Origin of the sequence: Flavobacterium rhizosphaerae (assembly GCF_046000445.1) — a bacterium.
GTDB lineage: Bacteria > Bacteroidota > Bacteroidia > Flavobacteriales > Flavobacteriaceae > Flavobacterium > Flavobacterium rhizosphaerae.
In genome coordinates this window covers 82018-102824 of sequence record NZ_JBELPZ010000011.1, presented here as the reverse complement: position 1 = coordinate 102824, position 20807 = coordinate 82018, and the positions used below count along the sequence as shown (strand labels likewise).

The following is a 20807-nucleotide window of genomic DNA, read 5'->3' as shown; positions in this document are numbered from 1 at the left end:
CCGTATGCCGTCTTCTGCGGTAAAGGTAGTGCCGCCGGCACTGTGCCTTTGTCCGCCAATATTAAATAACGCTCCTTTTTCTGCTTTAGGAGGTTTTGTTGAGGTTATTTTTTTAACGTTGGCAATACCGGCCGCAACAGCCGCCCCGGCCGCCACTGCCCCCAGTGCAGGCCCCACAACCGGTATGCCCGACATGGCGCTATAGGCAGAAACGGCGCTTTTGTAAGTATCTATTGTAGCCTGTGCCACAGCCATGGCTTTACCGGCAGCACTCTCCTTACCTACAATACTTTGTAGCGCGCCAAAGGTTTGGTTGGCAAGCTCCAGCTTGTTATCCATAACAGCCTTGCGGGTATTTTTTTCCATTAGGGCATATTTATCCTCGATGGCTTGTTTATCTGCGCCTGTTGCTTCTGCTGCTTCTAATTCCTGTTGCTTTTGGGCATCTAGCTGTTCCAATTGGTAGCTAAGATTATAGTCCATATTGGCGGTATCTGCAGCCCTCTTATTTTCAAGGTCTATAGCCTTTTTAGTGTTTTCTGCATCTTTTCGCTGTTGCTCAACGTCCTCTTTAGAGGCTTCATTTTCTTCATCTATCTCTTTGATAGCAGCTTTATAAGCATCTTCATCAATAATTCCTTGGGCAAGTCTTGTTTGCTGATAATCTTTCTGTTTTTGTGCAATATCATTTAACCTTTGTGTTTCCTGATCAGCCAATTCTTTAGATAAATATTTTCCTTCTTCAATTTTAGTCTGGTTTGCTTTAATATATTCCTGAAGTTCTTTTTCTGCATTGCTAACAGCTACATTAGCTCTTTGTTGGGCAAGATCATTTTCTACATCTTTAAGTGCAATATCGCGTTGTAGTTTAGCCTTTGCAGATTTATCTGAAGCTTCAAATTCGGCATCGATAAGTGCTATTTTTTTTTTAGATAACTGTTCGGCAAAATCAAGCTCCTGTTGCATGGTTTTGGCTTTTATACCTTGGTCAGCAATAAATTTATCCAGCTCTAATTTTTGTATGTCAAGTGCATCCTGACGATCTTTTTCGGCTTTCTTTTGCCTTTCTGCTTCCTGCTGCCGCCACTTTTCGGCTTTTGCCTGACGTTTGGCCTCAGAATCATCCAATATTTTTTGCTTTGCATCTTCATGACTTTTGAGCATTGTGCGTTCTTCACCCTGTAGCTGCATTCTTTGTATATTGGCCTGTTTTAAAGCATCAATTTCTTCTTGTGTAAATCCTTTTACACGCATCATTTTTAGGGCATAGGCTGCCCCGCCCTCTTCAAGCTGTTTTGTTTCTTCGGCACTCAACCCTCTATTTAAAGCAGCCTGACGTACAGCCAAGCTATAGGCATCTTCCGAAAGTTTTTTTCTTTCATTGAAATTATCTGTTTCAATTTGAGATGCTTTTTTAAGTGCCTCGAGTCTTTCTTGCTCACTTTTGGTCTGATCTTCTGCTACTTGCATTAATGCCTCGGCATCCTGTTTTGCTTTTTCATTTTTTTCTTCCTGTATTACCATCTGGGCGGCTAAATCTTCCTGGGCTTTTTTGAGATTTATGGTTTCGGCAGCAGTGTTTTTTACGCCTTCTGTAAATTCCCTTACATCTTTTGCAGCACTGTCAAAACCTAAAAAGGAAAGTCCATCGGCAATAAGCCCCATTGCTTTATCAGCCATTTCACCCGCCAGTTTAAAGCCCGCGGCAATGCCATCAATCAAAAATTCTCCCAAAGGAGTAAGTACATCCATTAATTTATCGGTAATGACCGTGAACGTTGAAAAGATAGCCGTAATTTTATCTGCAGACTCCGTGCTCCTGTCCATTGCATTTTTCACTAATGCTATTACAGCTACAATTGCTGCCAGAATAGCCCCAATAGGTGTAGCAATGAAAGTGAGAGCAGAGCGTGTCATACCACCAATTCCCTCGGACATGCCTTCAAAAGCACCTTTAACTAAGGGGCCGACACCCCCAGCTTCATGAGAGCGGGTTATGAGTCCTTCAAGGCCACCATTAAATATATTTATTTCATCAAAATAGTCTGCTACCTGTTTTTTATAGTCGCTAAATGTTTTTTTGTTTTTATCTAAAGAAGTAGATGAGTCTTTAGTCAGGGCGTTATTTTTGGCGATAGCATCGTTAAGTTCATCTACAGCATCAGTAGCATCTTTTGCAGTATCTTCTAACTCTTCTGTGGCGTTTACCAATTTATTGACTGCTTTTGTACCATCTTTAAATGCATCTGTAGCATCTTCCTGCGCTTGCGTTGTTTTTTGTATGCTTTTTTTCAGGTCTTTTTGAGCATCATTAAGATCTTCATTTTCTTTACGAACTTTTTTTAAAGCTTTTTCCTGCGCATCAAGGGTTTCGTTTAACTTTTTAAGCTTCTTACTCAGGTTTTCAAATTCATCAGAGGTTTCTTTACCCGCTTTTTTTAGCTTTTTAAGCTCGCTATTAATTTTTTGGATTGCATCTTTTGAATTTTTTGCAGCCTTAATCAAGCTATCTACATCCAGGTCTAATTCAGCAAGTACAATTTGTCTTTTTGCCATTTTATACTACAGTTAAGTTTAAAATATTGCTCTCAAGGCTTATGGTTTTATTACTGCTTATTACGCTGAGGGATAGTTGGTAATTGCCAGGGGTGTTATAGGTCACTATAAACTCGTAATTTGATATTTTTTTTACAGTTGCCCCGGTTACCGAAAGATTACAGAAATATACTTTACTGTTGTAAAGTGTTTGCTGCCATACGGTAACGGGTGTGCCGGCCGGAATTTCATAAGTTGTAAGCCCGCTGCCAAAGGTTATGCGGGGCGGTATTTTTTTTATATTATTTATCATAAAATATACGAATTGGAGTAAGTATTGGCAGAATCTGTTATCCTGATATACGCCTGCGGATAGCCGGTTAAATCTATAGTTACCGTACCCCCCTGCAATAATGGTGTTGGGTTGTTGGTGTCTACCCAGAACTGGCCATCATAAGAGGATTCAAACAACAGGAAAGTATCTTCTTCTACAGTATAATTATTTACTATGAAGGTTACCGAATATTCATTTCCGGTCAGTTGCTGCGCATCGGTGATTATAATACCCGATTGCGGGTAATCGGGTACGGGAGCATATAACACACGTAGCATTTCACACTTTACGGGTTTTCCCGGGATATAGTTATTAATCTTATTCATAATAAAATAAGAAGCTAATTGCTCTATGTAATACAGCTTCTTGAAGTCGAAATTGGCAATATCCACATCGTTAAGCCAAAGATCTGCTGTAATTATACAGGTGTTTTGCAATATTGCATATATGGGCGCATAATATTCCTGTACTATATCCTGCAAGGGCAACTTATAATAGCTCTCAAAAGGTGCTGTTGTAAAGATTTCCTGCTCCTGATTCTGCTCCTGGTCATCGCTCTGAAGGGTTGCAGACCGTATTACCATGGAAGATGACAAGTACTTTGTAGTGTCTTTTAAAAAATAAAAGCGATTATTCAGCGCTCTGTATTCTGTAGTTATTTCTCCGGTTTCTTCATCTTCACTGGTTTCTTTTTCCCAAAAAGGGTATACATTACTTGCAAATCCTGCGATTGAGCCAATCTTTTGCTCGGGGGCATATATTTTTGACTTTAGTATATCTTTTGATGCTTCCAGGTTTTCATTAATTATAGGGATATACTCATCATAATAGCTGTCTTCATCTTTGCTATATTTGTACCTGAACCAGTTTTTCTGTGCATAATTACCGAGTTCATACTTCTCTGATGTTTTTTTTACCAGTTTGGATGAATAATTTTCTATATCAGTGGTTTGCAATTGCTCCTGCAGGGTTAAAAAATGATAGTTATTACTGAACTTATCCTTGTACATAGTAAGTCCGAAACGATAAACTATTTCATTAAGAAAATCTTTTACACTTAGCCCTTCAAAACCTTCCTGAAAGTTTATCGGATTACCCGAAACCTGTATAAATTGCAGATTTAATTCAGAATCTTCAAAATCAATAAAATTGGCGTTGGAGAGGCCTGTATGCTTAAGTTTTATTACCATACATACGGTATCATTTTGCTGTAGGTTAAAATTAACCGTTTCTTCAAACTCTGTATTGCCTGCTGTGTCTTCTATTATGGTAACATAGGGTTGTGTATCATATAATGCCATGCCCTGAGCGTTTTTTGCAAGGTAAAGTGCGGCAATACCTTTATTAGTTTTTAGTTTACCCGAAATGGTAAGCCGGTATAATCCTGTTTCAGGTGCACGCCAGTGTATAATATTGCCATCGGTTAGCGCATTGGTTGTTATATTTCCATATGTAAGGGTATAGAAATTTCTGTATCCATGAGTAGTCTGGGTTTGCATTGAGGCCTGTAAGGGTGTGTCGGATTCTAAAAGAGTAGTATTTAGATCTTCGGGAGAAACCCCTTTTGGAAAAGTGAGCCACATTTTTTTAAAATTTTCCGTATGGAATATTTCTCCACTATATGTAAACCCAAACTGGGTAAAAACCTGTTGCCAAAGATATTCTACTTTTGCTGACGGAATAAGGTAATCTAAATTAATAGCGTTTGTAAAGGGTGCAATTACTGGTGGAATTTGCAATGTATATTTATCACCATTGTAATCGGCAAGGATATAGCGGTATTTGAGGTTCTGACTTGCATCCCATGAAGCAATAACATTTTGCAGGCTTTTTGTATGTGTAAGCTCTGAAATGTCAATGTCAGACATTTTTTTATTTTCCATCTTCTTATAAAGATCAATAATACCGTCATAAATAACGGCTTCATAATCATCTCCGCCATCGGTTATTACTGCCCAGCCTTTATATACAAAACATTCGCCAGTTTCGCTATATAAGCTGCATTCGTTTTTTTGATAGGGTATGGCAGAATTGTTTCCGGGCAGGGAGAGGTATTCCATTATTTTGATATTTCTGCCTGTTTTTGGCAGCTTGAATTTGTTGGTGTAGCTTGCCTGCCGGTTGTCAAGACTGTTGAGGTCGTTTACCTGTTTGGTCTGGGCAATAATACTGCCCGCATCAAGATCAACCTGCTGCCCGTTTATGTAGAGAAGTAAAGACAAGGGTTATAAGTTTAAAGAAGTCTTTATAATGTTTGGGTATACCGTTTGGGCAGCTCCAGGTCAAAAGAAAAATTAGTTAGCCGCTCACGTGGGTTTTTAATGCGTACCGATGAGTTTGTTAGCCTAACTTCTACCCAGTTTTTTATGCCGTTTTGTGCAAAAGGCTGGCCGGTAAACATATAGATTTTAGGGCTGTCCAGTATACCCTTAAGCACCTGCCGCTCTTCTTCGGTTAGAAGCTCTGCCAGTACTTTTATAGTGTCCTGGCTCTCTTTTCCTATTTGTTTTACAGGCGATGTGGTGTCTTCGATATTATAATAATCGTTATCCAGTTCGCCGAGGTATTTTGTTGAGCGGTCTATGCTATAGGTGTTTTCAAAAAGCCAGTAGTTATACCCTCCAAGGTGATTGAGCCATTTTAGGTAAATGCCGCATTTATATGGTATCTTTTCTACGGTTAAATATTGTATGTCTTTTTCAGCGGGAGAATTTACATTGCGTGTAATTTTAAGTTCGTTAAACCCTTCGTTAAGCGGTATTATATTTTCAATTGATTCATCTGTGCGGCCGTCTGAAAAATAGAGGCGCCTTATATATCCTGAAATGCTATAAAACGTCTGGCTTATTAAGTTCGAGAGGTTTTTTACTATTATGGCAGCCGGATAACGGTAAAAAGCAATATCAAAAGGATAACCCTGCCAGTATTTTACATAAGATTTTGCGGTGTTATCTTTTGTGTGCGGACTTAACACAAGCAATCCTGTATTGTCATAATAACCATATTCGCCTAATTGTTCTACACCACCTATCCATGATAATATGGCTGCTTCGCTTTCGGTGGTTTCGGGTTCTCCCTGTACAGAGCTCTCAAAAGTTATGGTAAAGCTGAAACTGAGCTGAATGAAATTTCCGGATGTGAAGTTATAATAAAAGCTATAAATGTTGTCGGTTTGTAAATCAGGGTCAATGGTGTCTTCAAAGTCATTGGCATTAATTCGTGCAGCTATATAGGACTTAAAGTTAAACATGAACTTTCCCTCTGGATTTGGGTAGAGCCTTATCTGCATACCAACTGATGAGATGTCGCAATACTTTGGCTGTAAGTTACTATCGCTATAAAAGCGAAAAATATCATTGTTATAGGCCATACGAAGTTTATTGCTGTCTAACGGCGGGGAGAAAATTATGCTCATTCGGTTTGCTGTTTTAAGAAGTTGAGAATGCTGTTGGTAAAATCCTGCAGGTATAGCTGGCCAACCCTATCTATTATATCCTGAATTCGTTGAGGGGTAGCCACGCTGGCGGCAATGTCTTCAAACCCGGGTTTGGGTTTCCAGCCCTCACGGGCAATTTTCCGGGCAATGAGGTAGGCCAGGCTGCTTAATGAAATTTCGTTTTCTGCCTTTGCTGCTATGCCTTTTTGTTGTAGCCAGCTTTCTATAACCGAACTTGGCGGGGCTTTTCCTGCACTGCGGCCCTGTATGTAATTATCTGCTACAATGGTAAAGCCATTGGGAAGTTCCTGTAATTGTACAGTTTTTGCCCAGTTGCCTGAAGTTTTCATGCCGGACGCTTCGTATTTTGCTATCATTTCAGTACGAAGCAGTTCAAACTCTTTACGGAGCAGTTGCTGTACATTATTCATACTTTATGGGTATGTGAATCTTATAGGAGCACAACAGCCCGTCCATATTTGCGTCAAGTGCGTCGGTTACATCTATATTTTCCCATTGTTGTACGGTGGCATCCAGGCATCCCAGGGTATTACCTATTTCCTCAAAAACGGAAAGTAGCGGCTCTATATCAGTAACATATTTAGAGGTTTGCTGTATACCGGTTTCCTGAAAGTACTGGCGGTCAAAATCGCTGTGGCGTACCAGAAAAAATTTTCCTTCATAGTTAGCAGCCGTAATTTTGGTGCCCGATGTGTTGTATTCGCTGCGGCGTTTGGTATATTCATGTAGCAGATAGGTTTTACCTGCTTCGGCAGTACCGTCCAGCAGGTTGAGCGCAGCCTTTTTACCATAGTGGTAAGTAATGCCTTTATCTTCGGCAATTTCTTCCAGTATTCTTACTATGTCTTTCATTTTATTTTTTTTGATTTGCCCGCTTGGCTATCGCCCCGGGTCGGGTTTAAGGTTTGTTAGTTGCCAGTTATAGTATTATCAATTGCTAATGGGGTTATAACTAACTCCTCTTTGGGGTGAGGAGTATTTACTGTCTTAACAGCTTTTGGTATTCGGCTTCTACTTCGTTTTGGGCTTTGGTTTGTGCCAGAAGGCTAAAGATTTCACCATAGGGTTTGCGGCCCAGGTCAAACGGGTATTGGCCCAAAAGTTTACCTAATTGTACCAAAGGGAGGGTGTCGCCATATGGTTTTAATTTATCGGCTCCGGCCATTTCCCACAAGTGGCTGTCGGTGCTTTGTGCCGCAAACACTGTGTTCTCGGTTTTAATAATGCGTTCAAATTCCTTAAGCATAAACTTTCGGGCGGCAAAATATTCGGTTACCCGAGTTCGCCAAAAGGTTTTTTCGGTAACACCATAGCTTATTTCAAAAAGCTGAAACACCCCCTGCCAGTCTTTTATTTTAGGCAACATTTTAATGCAATACTTTACATTTACATAGGGCATGGTATTAATGTCCATCTGTTTTCTGGCAAAGGTGTTTTTAGGATTGAGGTGTTCCAATATATTATCATATTGAGAGGTATCTGGCAGGCGGGCATATTGTTTCAGGGTTATATTCTTCATTATCTGTTGATTGTTTTTATGTTATTTTAGGGTTAGACTTCTGTTTGTTGCTTTTACCCTACCCGTACCCTTGCCGAAAAATCTTTACGCAGGGCAAACCAGTAGCGCATCATAATGCTGTCCCATTCATCAGGGCTGCGGCCAATAGATTCTTTAATGCGTTCTTTGGCTACAATACCCTGTTTACCGTCTCGGTCTATGTCTTTCAGTTTTACCTGTTCCAGTTCTTCAGTAACCGTTTGTATAACGGTATCATCATCACACAGTTCTCCAGCTAAACGGTTGCTAATCATCTCGGCCATTTTAATACTGCACTGGCTTTTCAGGTTGTCGTAATTTGGTTTTATGTAGGTGTTGCCTTCGCGCATTTCTAATGGTGTGGCATTATTTATAAAGCCTTTGCAGCGCAAAAAATCTACCACGCCACCACCCACGCCGTCTTCGTCGGCAATAATGTTGCTCAGGGCTATGCGGTATTTGCTTTGCAGTATTTTGGCACGGCCTACCACTTCGTCCAGTCCTGACTTTGCTATGGCTTCCCGGGCAATGCACACCCAGCCATGCCAGACGCGGAACACCGTTTTGTCTTTACCTTTACGGGCCACATCAATGGTCATGTATTTTAACCCCTCCTGCGGAATGTGTACCGGGTTAAAATAATCAGCTATAGCATCGTGGCTTATAAGCGTTGCCGGGTCGTCATCATACTCCCAGTTGCCGTAGTACAGACGTTCGCGGCTGTTTTTATCTAACCGTAACAGCGACTGCAAGTAACCAGGGTGCAGGTGTGGGTTATCGGCAGGGAGGCTCTGTATAAAGCGGCGGTATACAGGTAGTTTATCTTCCCGCCAGGGTTTATAAAATTCTTTGTAGGACCAGCTTTTGGTGGGGTTACAACTGCCTAATAGCTTTGGTATTAGTTTATAATGGGTAAGCTTGTAACGTATGCGGCTTTTTACAATCTGCCAGGCATGGTAAGCCACCTGGCTGCACTCGTCTATAAAGGCACCGGTAATCTCTAACGAACCCAGGCTATCAAAATTAGGATCGCTGGGGTAGTGAAAAAGGTCTTTCAGTAAAATCTGGCTGCCGTTTTTCCAGTAAATAATGTTTTCAGCAGGTTTATAGGTAAACTGTGGGCTGAGTTTTAGCGTGGTGGCCAGTTCAAAAAAAGTGTGCAGGGTAGTTTCTTTAAGGGTTTTGAGTTTACTCCGCCCCATAAGCCAGCGCGAACCCGGGTATTTCTGGCACATTTCCATGAGCCACAGGCAGCCCAACGCACTCTTGCCACCGCCTGCCGCACCGCCATATAAAACTTCTTCGGTTATGTTGTCTTTCAGGAAAAACACGGCATGTTCCTGCTTAAGGAGTAGTTTCATACTCTTCGGGATTTTGGCCGAAGCCCAAATTGAGCGAGACAGGTTGATGGGTTTCTGCACTGTCGTCACATTTTTCGTTCCATTGTTCGGGGTTGCGGTTGCGCAGCCAAAACTGTTGCGACCGGAAGTCGGCCGGTATGTGCTTTTCCACCTCCACAATTTCCACCCGCTCTTTTTCCACCCGTTTGCCGTTTTCATCATAGTAGATTTCTTTGCATTTAATGGCTTGTTTTACGGTAATAATACGGTCTAACGAGGCCTGGTAGAGTGAATGTGCTACCTCCAGGTCGGCTGCTTTTTTACCGCGGAACATGGCCGCCTTAAAATCGGGGTATTTTCGTTTCCAGTTAACTATAGTTTCGCGGGTAACGCCAAAAAGTTGCGCCAGGTTACGGTCGGTAGCGCCCAGCAGGCACATTTTACGAGCGGTATCGGCATACTCGGGGTTGTAGAGCGAGTTTTTGTGTTGTGTAGTGGTGGAAGCAGCGGTTACTGCTTTCATTCATGGTTGTTTTGGGAAGTATTTGATCAATCCAAGTATGTATCTTTATTTATTTTGTAATTGTTACCAAATGGTTCTGGGTAACAATTTATTGATATTGTATTGTCAATTAAATTATTATAAAAGCTTTCTATCCATTTAGCTCCTAATTTTTTAATTCTTTGATCATCAAAATCATAAAAACCATATTCAGCATGCCAATAATTAAAGTTTAGTGGGTCATGTACAATTTTGCAATATCCAGATAATTCATAACTGTTTTCCTTATTTCCTTTTTTTTTCATCACAGGATTAAATCCTGTAATTTTTTCATAATTTTTTAAAATATTATCGTTTGGCTTTAAATCTTTAGAATATGTTCTAGGTACTCTATGAATTTTATTTGCATCAATAAAGATTGAGCATGATGGTGGATTTATAGTAACACCTGACAAGTGTTTGAAAGTGCAGATTTTAGTTCCTTTATGCCATTTTCTGCCTGCAAAATGTTTTAAGCTTAATCGAAAATTAATATGTTTTTCTTTAAACTTCCCGCCAAAAATATTTGTAGATAAATTAAATGCCTCCTTAGGATTATTAACTAATGCATCTTCATTACATTCATATCCACCACTTCCATTTTTTCTATAAGTACTAGAAAATGACAAGTTAGATCTTCGGAGTAAAAAGATTTGATTCTTACTCAAAAGATTGTCAAAATCAATATTTTGCTTATAAGCTTTTTTTGGTAATATTGATATTAAATTGAATACGCTAAATTTGTGCTTCCAAATATTTTTCAAATCCATCTACTAAAGTTCCAATCTCAATTATATCTGAAAGAATAAGTTCTTTATTTGAAAAAAAAGAGTAAATAACTAAATTATCATTATTAAGTTCGTTTTTTAATTCCAAAGATTTATTAATCATTAAACTTATATTGTTTTCAAAATACAAGCTAAATTTAATCTTTTTAGAATTATTTATAAAAAGATTAGCATGATTAAATTTTAAAGTTGAAATGGGACTGGCAATACTCTCAAATACTTCAATCAAATATGCCTTGGTGTATCCTATTTTATTATAGTCGTAAGTCTTTAATTCATTCTTGAAAAGATTGTCTAAAACTTCTAAATTTTTACTTTTAGGTAATTGTTTTTTTGTTGTTAATATTTTTTTTCCAAACAAAAAACTCTTTTCACTTATGTCTTCTAATGTAATTGTGTGCTGATTTTTGTAAATATTCGTTAAATTTAAGATTTTCAAGGCTATAAACCCATTAATATGAGCAATAAATGGATTTAGCTCTTCTTGTGATTTAACATTGTTTGTTAAGCCAGTAAATTTGGATTTACAATTTTCAAAATCTTGTAAAAGATAAGAAAATGTAGGATTTTCGGTACTATTTGTATCCATATTAATATGTTGGTTGAAGTTCTTCTTCAATAAATTTTTCCTTCAATAAAGAAAAGAATAATTTTTTTTCAACAGAATGTAAATCAGAAATTATTTCACATGTTTTATGATATGAAAAATCCTCATTATGTTTGTTTTCAAATGACGCATCAATATCAATTAATAGTCCTTTACGCTCTTTTGCTTTTGCTAATAATTCCTGATTAGAATTTATTTTTAAATGTAAATTGAATAGGTCTTTGCTCACAACGCAAGAATAAGATTTAAATTCTAAATTATCAAAATCAGCTACTGAAATATTAGGAGTGTTTATTAGGATTCTATTTAAGTCTCCAGTTTGATTGATTAAACTTGCAAACCTTAATCCTATTCGGTCGATTTTATCGATTAAATTTAATTCAAAAATTTTTTTTAGCTTTTCAAAAATAAAACTTGAATAGTTCTCCCATAAAGTATATTCCGATACATTTTCAAAAGCAAAGGCTACATCACTAAATGAGAGAGAATATTTATCATTTTTTAATGTATAATCGGGATAATATTTTAAGATATCATCAGCTTGTTTTAACTCAGGAGGGATATTGCTTTGCTCAAAAGAATTTAATTCAGTATAAAAATTTGATAAAAATGAAGGTAGAATATTTTTTTTTTCCATCAAAGATTTAAATCGAATTTCGATTGTTGATGATACAATTGGGTCGGGATATATTTTTTTAGGTAACTTCATGTAGTTTTAAGAAATGTTTATAATAAACGTGGACAAATCTAAACTTATTATCGACATTTGCAAATTATTCCTCTATTAAAGTTATGTGAATTTACAAACTTTTTAATTAAAAAAAAAATTTAGTTTTATAAATAAAGTTTTTTAATATGGGCGAGAATAAGATAAATATAACTTCTTCATTAGCGGAAAAGGGCCTGGATGCGGCCAAAAACTTTCTGGGCAAGCTGATTGGACCTGCGGTGGAAGAGGTTGGGCTGCTGATTGCCGACCCGATACGGGCATGGCGTTTCAATAACCAGCTCAGGATATTGAATAAGGCTGAAAAACGTATTAAAAAACAAGGCATCAGCCTGAAAAAGATTTCGGTTAAAAACCTGGTGCCGCTGCTGGAGTATTCATCGCTCGAAGAAGATGACAACCTGCAGCAGATGTGGGTGAACCTGTTTGTAAACTATGTAGATGCCGATAAAAGCTATAGCTCTTCGGTATTCCCATATATACTCAGCCAGCTTTCCTCCCGTGAGGCAGAGCAGCTTAATGAGTTTGCCGAAAATAATTTTATATCGTTCAAGGCATTGCTGGTAAGCGAAACAGAGTTGTATAACCTGTTGCGTCTGGGACTTGTAAAGCAGGCGGAATACCTGCAAAAAAAGGCCGGGGCACTACGTATTAAAACCATGCATTTTACTAATGATATGTTTTACCTTACTGCATTGGGCAGGGAGTTTTTAGTGTGCTGTAGTAATGAGTACGGTGATAATAAATCCTGAAAAGGATGTAATGGTACCGCGCACAAAGCGGGGCTTATTAATTGGTTTTGCCGGAATGTCAAAGAACTATTTGGTTGACGGTTGTTGGTTACCAGTTGTTGGTTTTAGTTTTTTATAATGCTTTTTAACTAACAACTGTCAACTAACAACTAAACTATACCCTTACAAGATTATCTATTATTACGTTGTTATACGTGCCTTTGCTGCCGTTAATGTGAAACTCGAGTTCAGCTACATCGCCCGGTAGTATATCCTCAAGGAGTTCTATTTTGGTACCCAATGCCGATGGGTAAAACACCTGCCCGGTTTCCTGTTCAAAATGCAGTTGTTGTACTGCGGTGCCTAATTTTGTGGTCTTGATTTCGCCGACGGCGGTTACTATACCTTTAATTTTGTAATTCATCTTTTTAAAATTTATAAAAATAGGTTAGTTTTAAAGTTATTGCTAACAACCTCTTACAGCAAAGGCTACCAGGTTGTTATACTGTATACCGCTATTTTTGCTTACTTTACCTTCTAACGATACATCTACCTGTATCTCGTCATTTTCGTTATAGGGCTCAAGTTCTTCCATGCGGCGGCCACGGAATTCTACAAAGGCACGCTGACGGTGGTCTGGCACTATGGTTACTACTTTCTTTTCATGTCCTGCTGTGTTTCTGTACTCAATACTTTCAATGGTTCCTGTGATTGTCATTTTTCTTGTGTTTTTAAGATTTATTAATGGTATGATTTAAAATGTTGATTTGGTCTGTATTCAACTGCAAAAGTTGTTTTAGCTGCTCAAGCTTACGGTTTGCTTTTGCCAGGTCGGCCTGGCGCTCATCTTCCCTGTTAAATATGCTGTAGTAGGGAAGGGTGCGTATGTTTTCTATTTCGGCTTTGATTAATGCAATGTTATGAAGTGTTTTTTGAAGCTTTTCACTTTGAGCCGGAAGCTGTGTGTTACAAAATGGCATATCCATACGTTTTCATTTTTATTCCGTAATGCTAAACCGCCTGTCTTTATTAAAAAGCATGATTGCCCGTATATTATCCTGATGGCTCTGGGTTATTAATGTTTTTTCATTTGATGTATTTTTATTGAAATCTTGTAATTGTAATTTTTGATTGTGTAATGTTTCACTTAATGTGTGTAAATTTTGTACAATTTGCAAAGCATTTTCCACTTCTGTACTTGACCTGTGTGAAGCTAGATAGTGCCTGTAGCATTGTTGTATAGCGGTATATTCCATAATTTGTTCTGTTAAATGTTGTTTATTAAACATTTTATCGTACATTTGTTGAAATCACATTGCAAAGATATGTGCAATATTACACATTAGCAACTATTTTAATGTTAAATTTTGCGCTTTCTGTTCAGTATTTATTTTTTAAAATGTAAAGTGTTGATTATGGAAGGTTTGGATATAAAAAAAAGACGTGAAGAGCTGGGTCTTACCCAAAAGGAGTTGGGCGACCTTATTGGATCGAGCCGTGAAACGATTATTAATTATGAAAAAGGAAGGCCTATTCCTAAAAGTAAAAGTGAAATATTAAACAAAGTGCTTCAGGATGGCGCTATTTACCATAAAAAAGTAAATAATGAAGAAGTGGTGCGTCTTGCCGATGATTTTGAAAATAAAAACGGAAACCGTTTTATAGAATTGCCTAACGGACAATATTATATGCTGATGCCTTTGGCAGAATTTAAAATTCAGGCGGGGTTGCTTGACCATTATCAGGATACTGATTTTTTGATGGACCTTAGCCAACATGGTATTTTGGTTGATAAACCGGTGCAGGGGCGCTATGTGGCGTTCCGCGTAAATGGCGACAGTATGGATGATGGCTCCAGCCATGCCATAACCCGGAATAGTATAGTTAGTACGCGCGAATTACAAAGGCATTTATGGAAGAGTAAACTGCGTTTTCGCGATTTTCCGTATTGGGTTATATATACTACCCAAAGTAAAATGCCGCTGCTCAAAGAAATTATAGAACATAATACACAGGAGGGATACATCATGTGTCACTCCCTTAATGACAGCCCGGAGTTTACCGATTTCCGACTTAATATTAATGATATACAGGCTTTATTCTATGTTATAGATGTAAGCCGTAGTGTTAGTAAAAAGAATTTTTATTAACATAACACAATTTTTATTTCTGAATAAGAAAATATTTTATTTTAGCGGGCTAATAAATAATTTATCAACCAATGAAAAAAATTCTCGCTATACTTGCTATAGCCATTATGCCGTTAACTACCCTGGCACAGGATTTTCCTGGTGAAAAAGTAACGTTGCTTGAAGGTAAACAATTAAAAGTTAAGCCTATGAAGGCTTCTTTACAAGAGTATGGGTATAATAATTTTTATACCGATGAAGCCCTTAAAAAAATCTATAAGAAGAAAAGTACAAGTACTCCTTATGACAAGCTGGAAAGCAGGGTTTTTAATTTTGTTTCTGCCATACCTTATACAAACTCGATTGGCGCTAATAAGTATAAACTTAAAATAGAGAATGAAGAAACCGGAATACTGTATTTTGACTATGATCCGCGCTTTAGCCATTCCTTCCCGTTTGAAGTAATAGGAGGGCTTGTATACCCTGAAGGCTTTTTTTGTGAGCAGCTTTTAGAGAAAAGGTTGCCCGATGGTACTCAATATTTTGCATTTCCTTTTGCAGATGGTGTAGAGGTATCCTGCCTGGAAAGAAAGGGGCCTACCGCTTTTTTGAAGATAAACCTGCCTACCTCTCAAAAAGTGGCAAGCGATATAATATTGCGGGGTTTATTACTGACATTTGATGACGGAAGCACATTTGAGTTGCCAGAACAGGAAGTTCAGCATGTGGCTCGTACGATTGGAGGAACGTTATTAAGTGTTATGTTTGCTGTTAAGGGTGATGTTGATTTACAAAGTTTTAAAAACAGTAAGCTTACAACTATTAAACTTAATAAATTTGAAAGGGATTTTAAGGAGGGTATGGTACTGCAGGAATATATTAATTGCGTTACGGAATAGTTACTCTCTCAAAATAAAAAATCCGAAACATGAAAATAGGCGGCCTGAAATCCAGGCCGCCTATTTTTATTTATAGTTATACAACTATTTAATCTCTTGACAGTTTTGATAAAAGCCTTAAAAATTCTACATAAAGCCATACCAAAGTAATTATAAGGCCCATTGCACCAAACCATTCCATGTATTTAGGTAGCTTTTTTTGAGCGCCTTCTTCAATCATATTAAAGTCAAGAAAAAGGTTTAATGCTGCAATTATAATTACAAAAACAGAGATGCCTATACTCATTAATGAACTGCCATAATGTACCGGCTCAAAAGAAGTAAACATTGAAAACAACCATGACACAAGGTAGTAAGTAGCTATAGCAAAAGTAGCTGCTACTACAATAGATTTAAATTGCTCTGTTACTTTTACAATGCGGAACCGATATAGTAAAAAACAAACTATAAAGGTTACAAATGTAGCCAGTACTGCATTAACAGCTATGCCGGGTTGCATCACTTCAAATATAAGGGTAACCGCCCCTATAAACAGCCCTTCCATAATGGCATAAGCAGGAGCAAGGTAAGGTGATAGCTGTGGCCTGAAAGAGGCTACCAATACAGCAACCAAACCAGCTATTGCACCGCCAATAATAAGCGTATAGGGGTTAACTCCCCGCCCCATTAGTGCCCATGAGCCTACGGCTGATGCAATTAATAAAAATAAAAGCAAAAAGCTTTTATTAGCCGCACCGTTTACAGTCATGGTATCGTTATAATCAATAACCATACTGCCGTCGGCATTATACACAGTAGTATTGCCATTGGCAAAAGATTTACTACTTAAAAAAGGGTTTTTAGATTTTAAATTCATTTTTCATTTAATTGGTTTAACCAAATATACTTTTTTAGTTTTTAAAAGCAAAATGTATGCCTTTTCTTTTATTTAAATTGCAAAAGCCGCTATAAAGCGGCCCTTTGCTATATGTACTACTATAAATTTATTCTGTAATTTCTGAAACCCTTAAAGTGTTTACCATGCCTTTTTCTGTAACAGGCATCGCAGCAAGGTTAATAAGAAAATCGCCTTTTTCTACCAGGCCTTTTTCCCTTGCTATCCTGTTTACATCTTCTACGGTAGCATCTGTACTCAGGTTTTTATCATAGTAATATGCATTTACTCCCCAAAGCAGGCTCATTTGCGCCACAATCTTCCTGTTATCTGTAAATACAATTATTTGGGCATGTGGCCTCCAGGCAGAAATCTGAAATGCTGTATAGCCACTGTTGGTAAGTGTACAAATAGCTTTTGCTTTTATTACATTGGCCATTTGCGCTGCATGGTAGCATATTGATTTTGTAATGAACCTTTTGGTGCGAACCTGTGGTACATTTTGTGGTACATGGATAAGTGGTGAATCTTCAACCGCTTCAATAATCTGCGTCATTTTTTCAATAACCTGTACCGGGTATTCACCAACCGAAGTTTCTCCGGAAAGCATTACGGCATCTGCACCATCCATTACAGAGTTAGCCACGTCATTCACCTCGGCACGTGTTGGCGTAAGGCTGTTAATCATGGTTTCCATCATTTGGGTGGCAACAATAACAGGTATACGGGCTGTTTTTGCGCGGTTAATAAGTTTTTTCTGAATTAACGGCACTTCATGTGCAGGCATCTCCACACCAAGGTCGCCACGGGCAACCATAAGCCCGTCGCAATAAGCAACAATTTTATCTATATTATCAACACCTTCCGGCTTTTCAATTTTAGCAATAATCGGAATTTTATAATCAGAATGCTCATTGATAAGATCCTGAAGATCCTGAAGATCTTTTGGGTACCTTACAAAAGAAAGGGCAATCCAGTCTACTTTTTCTCCAATGGCAAAAATGGCATCTCTAATATCTTTTTCTGTAAGGGCCGGTAACGACACTTTTGTATTAGGCAGGTTTACCCCTTTTTTACTTTTAAGTGGCCCACCTTGTATTACCACTGCTTTTACTTCATCTATGCGGTTGGTTTCGGTTACCTGAAAAATAAGTTTACCATCATCCAGCAACACCCTTTCTCCAGGGTTAACATCACGTGGAAACTCTTTATAATTCATATATACTCTCGAGGCTGTGCCTATCACATTTTCTGAAGTTTGAAAGGTAACCATATCACCTGGGTTTACCATAACACCTTCCTCCATTACGCCTACACGAAGTTTAGGCCCCTGAAGGTCGGCCAGGATAGCGGCATTGTAGCCCATCTCTTCATTTAAATCCCTGATGATCTGAATACGGGTTTTAACGTCGGCATAGTCAGCATGCGAAAAGTTGATCCTGAACACATTTACACCAGCCTGCATCATTGCACCAATAACATCTTTTGTGCTGGAGGCAGGCCCTAATGTGGCCACTATCTTGGTTTTTTTATTTGTAAGCATTTTTAAAAAATTAAATTGTTTTTATATTTTAGTGTGTGAACGTCTGGTTTATATGCTGTTGAAATATGTTGAAATGAAAGTAGTTTTTTCACTGTTTCATCAAGCATAGTTGGGGTATGAGGGTTTTCAACTTTTAGTATATAATCTACCTTTTTCAGCTCGGGCATTAAGTAAGCAGTAGTAGTAAAAGAAAGCCCTCCTTCGTGAAACAGAGATGTGGCATCTGCACCGCTCCGGGCTATAACATTCTTGTTCTGTATAAGGTTCCAGCTACAATCTGTACTTTCATCCATAAATATATACCTTGAAAAACAGCTGTCACCTGCAGGAATCTTACAATGAATATCGGCGCTTTTTTCAAGCCTCAATTCCAGCTCCCTGTTTATGAAATAGGCCAACCTATAATCTTCAATCGAGGAATGTATGGCAATTAAACCATAATCAACTGTCAAAAAATCGTCGAATACCAGTTTGTGGACGGCCATAAAAAAGGTAATATATATACGAGGCGTAAATATAGCATTTATATATCAAACTCATAAAACTTAAAATTAAGTTAATGATATTTTTTTCTCGAAAACGTTTTAGCAATCAGTGTAGTTACGCTATTTTTTGTTAATTTTTTCCTGAAATGCAAAATATGCCCTTTGTGAGGCTTTTTCTTCTGCCTTCTTTTTAGAAGTGGCCCTTGCCTTTGCCACTACTTTATTATCTATACTCAGTTTAACCCCAAAATGTTTTTGCCCTTCGGTACCATTGTCTTCATACACTTCATAATGAAACGGTTTTTTACCTTTTTGGCACCATTCAATAACAAGGCTTTTGTAGCTGATAACCTTACCTTCAAGTTTAGGAATGTCTACATAAGGCACTATTACTTTTTCGAATATGAATTTTTCGCAGTACACAAAGCCACGGTCAAGATAAATAGCGCCTATAAAGGCTTCAAAAAGGTTGCCGTGAATATTTTCGCCAAAATGCTGTGCAGATACCTTACTTTTTACCCATTTTATTAGGTTGAGGTCACGGCCTAGTTCATTAAGGTGCTCACGGCTAACAATTTTAGAGCGCATTTTGGTAAGGTAGCCTTCATCGCCGGTAGGCACTTCGCTAAAAAGATGCGCGGCAATTACAGCCCCAAGCATGGCATCTCCCAAAAACTCAAGCCTTTCATAATTTATTGCATTGCCGTTTTCGTCTGTTTTGTTGCTTGAGCGGTGAATAAAAGCCCTTTGATAATAGTCTATAGTAAGTGGCGCAAAGCCCAGCAGGGCTTTCATCTGATTATAAAAAATCCCGTCACCTTCGGGTTGACGGGATTTTTTAAATATTTTATTCAAAATGCCCATAGGCTTATATTACTCTTCAAATTTTTTAACCAGTACACATGCGTTGTGCCCGCCAAAGCCAAACGTGTTGCTCATAATCACTTTTACCTCTCTTTTCTGAGCTTTATTAAATGTAAAATTTAACTTAGGGTCAATACTTTCGTCATCCGTAAAATGGTTGATGGTTGGAGGTATTATGCCGTGTTTTATAGAAAGTATAGAGGCTATTGCTTCTACAGCCCCGGCTGCACCTAAAAGGTGGCCTGTCATACTTTTTGTTGAGTTAAGGTTAAGGTTGTAGGCGTGTTGGCCAAACACCTCAAGTATGGCTTTGCTTTCGGCCAAATCTCCCAGTGGTGTAGATGTACCGTGCATATTAACACCATCTACATCTTCAGGCTTCATGCCTGCATCCCTTAGGCAGTACAGCATTACATTTTTAGCGCCAAGCCCTTCGGGGTGAGGGGCAGTAATGTGGTGCGCATCGGCACTCATACCGCCACCGCCTATTTCGCAGTATATTTTAGCGCCACGCGCTATAGCATGTTCATATTCTTCAAGAATGAGTGTGCCGGCTCCTTCACCAAGTACAAATCCGTCACGGTCTTTATCCATAGGGCGGCTTGCGGTTTCCGGGGCATCGTTGCGGGTACTTAAGGCATGCATGGCATTAAAGCCGCCCATGCCGGCTATAGTTACTGCCGCCTCGCTACCGCCGCTCACAATAACATCGGCATGCCCAAGGCGTATATAGTTAAATGCATCAATAAGTGCGTTGGTAGATGAAGCACATGCTGAAACGGTTGTAAAATTAGGGCCACGAAACCCATATTTTATAGAAATATGCCCGCCGGCAATATCTGCAATCATTTTAGGGATGAAAAACGGGTTAAATTTTGGTGTACCGTTTCCGTTAGCAAAATTTATAACTTCTTCCTGAAAAGTTTCAAGGCCTCCAATGCCAGAACCCCATATTACGCCAGCACGGTCTTTATCTAATGTGTCAAAATTAAACCCGGCATCTTTAACCGCTTCATCGGTAGCTGCTATGGCATATTGCGCATAGCGGTCCATTTTGCGTGCCTCTTTACGGTCTACAAAATCTTCAATTTTAAAGTTTTTAACTTCGCAGGCAAATTTTGTTTTAAAATTTGAAGCGTCAAAATATGTAATTGGGGCAGCGCCACTCACACCGTTTATAAGGCCGTTCCAATATGCTTCTACGGTATTTCCTATAGGTGTTACAGCACCAAGCCCGGTTACTACAACTCTTCTTAATTTCATAAAGCCAGTTTTACAGTTTATAACACAATACCCATGTATCTATTCTTTATTAGCTAGAAAACATGGGCATTATTTGTATTTATCACGAGGGCGCAATAAGGCCTTTGCCGTTCAGTTTAAAATTTGGGTATGAAAATAAACAATAACATCCAT

At 38.4% G+C, this 20807-nt stretch carries 24 protein-coding genes; 3 read left to right on the top strand and 21 right to left on the bottom strand.

Features of this window, described 5'->3' with window-relative positions; genetic code table 11:
- The 12 genes from ABS766_RS11670 to ABS766_RS11615 form a co-directional block, all read right to left on the bottom strand.
- Positions 1-2556: hypothetical protein (locus tag ABS766_RS11670; RefSeq protein ID WP_408085348.1), on the bottom strand; the 2556-nt coding region annotated here is incomplete at its 3' end.
- A gap of 1 nt (position 2557) precedes the next feature.
- On the bottom strand, positions 2558-2848 hold the full coding sequence (locus ABS766_RS11665; protein ID WP_408085347.1) for a hypothetical protein: 291 nt from the start codon (positions 2846-2848) through the stop codon (positions 2558-2560).
- Entirely contained in the window at positions 2845-5091 is a 2247-nt protein-coding gene (locus ABS766_RS11660; RefSeq protein ID WP_408085346.1) for a hypothetical protein, read from the bottom strand. The genes ABS766_RS11665 and ABS766_RS11660 overlap by 4 nt, the downstream gene beginning before the upstream one ends.
- A gap of 23 nt (positions 5092-5114) precedes the next feature.
- Positions 5115-6284 carry a hypothetical protein gene (locus tag ABS766_RS11655; RefSeq protein ID WP_408085345.1) on the bottom strand — a complete coding sequence of 390 codons (1170 nt, stop codon included), beginning with the start codon at positions 6282-6284 and terminating at the stop codon, positions 5115-5117.
- Positions 6281-6736, bottom strand: a complete 456-nt coding sequence (locus ABS766_RS11650) for a hypothetical protein (protein ID WP_408085344.1) — start codon at positions 6734-6736, stop codon at positions 6281-6283. Before ABS766_RS11650 ends, ABS766_RS11655 begins: the two co-directional genes overlap by 4 nt.
- On the bottom strand, positions 6729-7178 hold the full coding sequence (locus ABS766_RS11645; RefSeq protein ID WP_408085343.1) for a hypothetical protein: 450 nt from the start codon (positions 7176-7178) through the stop codon (positions 6729-6731). The genes ABS766_RS11650 and ABS766_RS11645 overlap by 8 nt, the downstream gene beginning before the upstream one ends.
- A gap of 127 nt (positions 7179-7305) precedes the next feature.
- On the bottom strand, positions 7306-7845 hold the full coding sequence (locus ABS766_RS11640) for a hypothetical protein (RefSeq protein ID WP_408085342.1): 540 nt from the start codon (positions 7843-7845) through the stop codon (positions 7306-7308).
- 53 nt (positions 7846-7898) lie between these two features.
- Positions 7899-9224 (bottom strand): phage terminase large subunit, encoded by a 1326-nt coding sequence (locus ABS766_RS11635; RefSeq protein ID WP_408085341.1) that lies wholly within the window; start codon positions 9222-9224, stop codon positions 7899-7901.
- Positions 9208-9726, bottom strand: a complete 519-nt coding sequence (locus tag ABS766_RS11630; RefSeq protein ID WP_408085340.1) for a terminase — start codon at positions 9724-9726, stop codon at positions 9208-9210. Before ABS766_RS11630 ends, ABS766_RS11635 begins: the two co-directional genes overlap by 17 nt.
- A gap of 26 nt (positions 9727-9752) precedes the next feature.
- Positions 9753-10514, bottom strand: a complete 762-nt coding sequence (locus ABS766_RS11625; RefSeq protein WP_408085339.1) for a hypothetical protein — start codon at positions 10512-10514, stop codon at positions 9753-9755.
- Positions 10480-11121: a hypothetical protein gene (locus ABS766_RS11620; RefSeq protein ID WP_408085338.1), complete on the bottom strand. Its 642-nt coding sequence runs from the start codon at positions 11119-11121 to the stop codon at positions 10480-10482. Before ABS766_RS11620 ends, ABS766_RS11625 begins: the two co-directional genes overlap by 35 nt.
- 1 nt (position 11122) lies before the next feature.
- The gene (locus tag ABS766_RS11615; RefSeq protein ID WP_408085337.1) at positions 11123-11848 is read right to left on the bottom strand and encodes a TIGR04255 family protein; all 726 of its coding nucleotides are present in this window, start codon (positions 11846-11848) and stop codon (positions 11123-11125) included.
- 146 nt (positions 11849-11994) lie between these two features.
- Between ABS766_RS11615 and ABS766_RS11610 the strand changes: the two genes are divergently transcribed.
- On the top strand, positions 11995-12618 hold the full coding sequence (locus ABS766_RS11610; RefSeq protein ID WP_408085336.1) for an Abi-alpha family protein: 624 nt from the start codon (positions 11995-11997) through the stop codon (positions 12616-12618).
- Between the two features lie 154 nt (positions 12619-12772).
- Here the strand turns inward: ABS766_RS11610 and ABS766_RS11605 are convergent, their stop codons facing one another.
- The 4 genes from ABS766_RS11605 to ABS766_RS11590 are packed head-to-tail and all read right to left on the bottom strand — an operon-like array spanning position 12773 to position 13898.
- Entirely contained in the window at positions 12773-13021 is a 249-nt protein-coding gene (locus tag ABS766_RS11605; protein ID WP_408085335.1) for a hypothetical protein, read from the bottom strand.
- Positions 13022-13063: 42 nt separating this feature from the next.
- On the bottom strand, positions 13064-13315 hold the full coding sequence (locus ABS766_RS11600) for a hypothetical protein (RefSeq protein ID WP_408085334.1): 252 nt from the start codon (positions 13313-13315) through the stop codon (positions 13064-13066).
- 13 nt (positions 13316-13328) lie between these two features.
- Entirely contained in the window at positions 13329-13583 is a 255-nt protein-coding gene (locus ABS766_RS11595) for a hypothetical protein (protein ID WP_408085333.1), read from the bottom strand.
- Between the two features lie 12 nt (positions 13584-13595).
- A complete protein-coding gene (locus tag ABS766_RS11590; RefSeq protein ID WP_408085332.1) occupies positions 13596-13898 on the bottom strand; it encodes a hypothetical protein in 303 nt (100 codons plus the stop codon).
- Positions 13899-14012: 114 nt separating this feature from the next.
- On the opposite strand from ABS766_RS11590, the gene ABS766_RS11585 reads away from it, so the two are divergent.
- Positions 14013-14747 (top strand): helix-turn-helix transcriptional regulator, encoded by a 735-nt coding sequence (locus tag ABS766_RS11585; RefSeq protein ID WP_408085330.1) that lies wholly within the window; start codon positions 14013-14015, stop codon positions 14745-14747.
- 71 nt (positions 14748-14818) lie between these two features.
- Entirely contained in the window at positions 14819-15625 is an 807-nt protein-coding gene (locus tag ABS766_RS11580; protein ID WP_408085329.1) for a hypothetical protein, read from the top strand.
- A gap of 88 nt (positions 15626-15713) precedes the next feature.
- Here the strand turns inward: ABS766_RS11580 and ABS766_RS11575 are convergent, their stop codons facing one another.
- From ABS766_RS11575 to fabF, 5 genes are all read right to left on the bottom strand, one after another.
- Positions 15714-16481 (bottom strand): Bax inhibitor-1/YccA family protein, encoded by a 768-nt coding sequence (locus ABS766_RS11575; RefSeq protein WP_408085328.1) that lies wholly within the window; start codon positions 16479-16481, stop codon positions 15714-15716.
- 127 nt (positions 16482-16608) lie between these two features.
- The gene (gene pyk, locus ABS766_RS11570; RefSeq protein ID WP_408085326.1) at positions 16609-18042 is read right to left on the bottom strand and encodes a pyruvate kinase; all 1434 of its coding nucleotides are present in this window, start codon (positions 18040-18042) and stop codon (positions 16609-16611) included.
- 2 nt (positions 18043-18044) lie between these two features.
- On the bottom strand, positions 18045-18527 hold the full coding sequence (locus ABS766_RS11565; protein WP_408085325.1) for an IPExxxVDY family protein: 483 nt from the start codon (positions 18525-18527) through the stop codon (positions 18045-18047).
- Positions 18528-18647: 120 nt separating this feature from the next.
- On the bottom strand, positions 18648-19391 hold the full coding sequence (gene rnc, locus ABS766_RS11560; protein ID WP_408085324.1) for a ribonuclease III: 744 nt from the start codon (positions 19389-19391) through the stop codon (positions 18648-18650).
- A 9-nt stretch (positions 19392-19400) separates the two neighbouring features.
- The gene (gene fabF, locus ABS766_RS11555) at positions 19401-20654 is read right to left on the bottom strand and encodes a beta-ketoacyl-ACP synthase II (protein ID WP_408085323.1); all 1254 of its coding nucleotides are present in this window, start codon (positions 20652-20654) and stop codon (positions 19401-19403) included.
- Positions 20655-20807 lie beyond the last annotated feature (153 nt).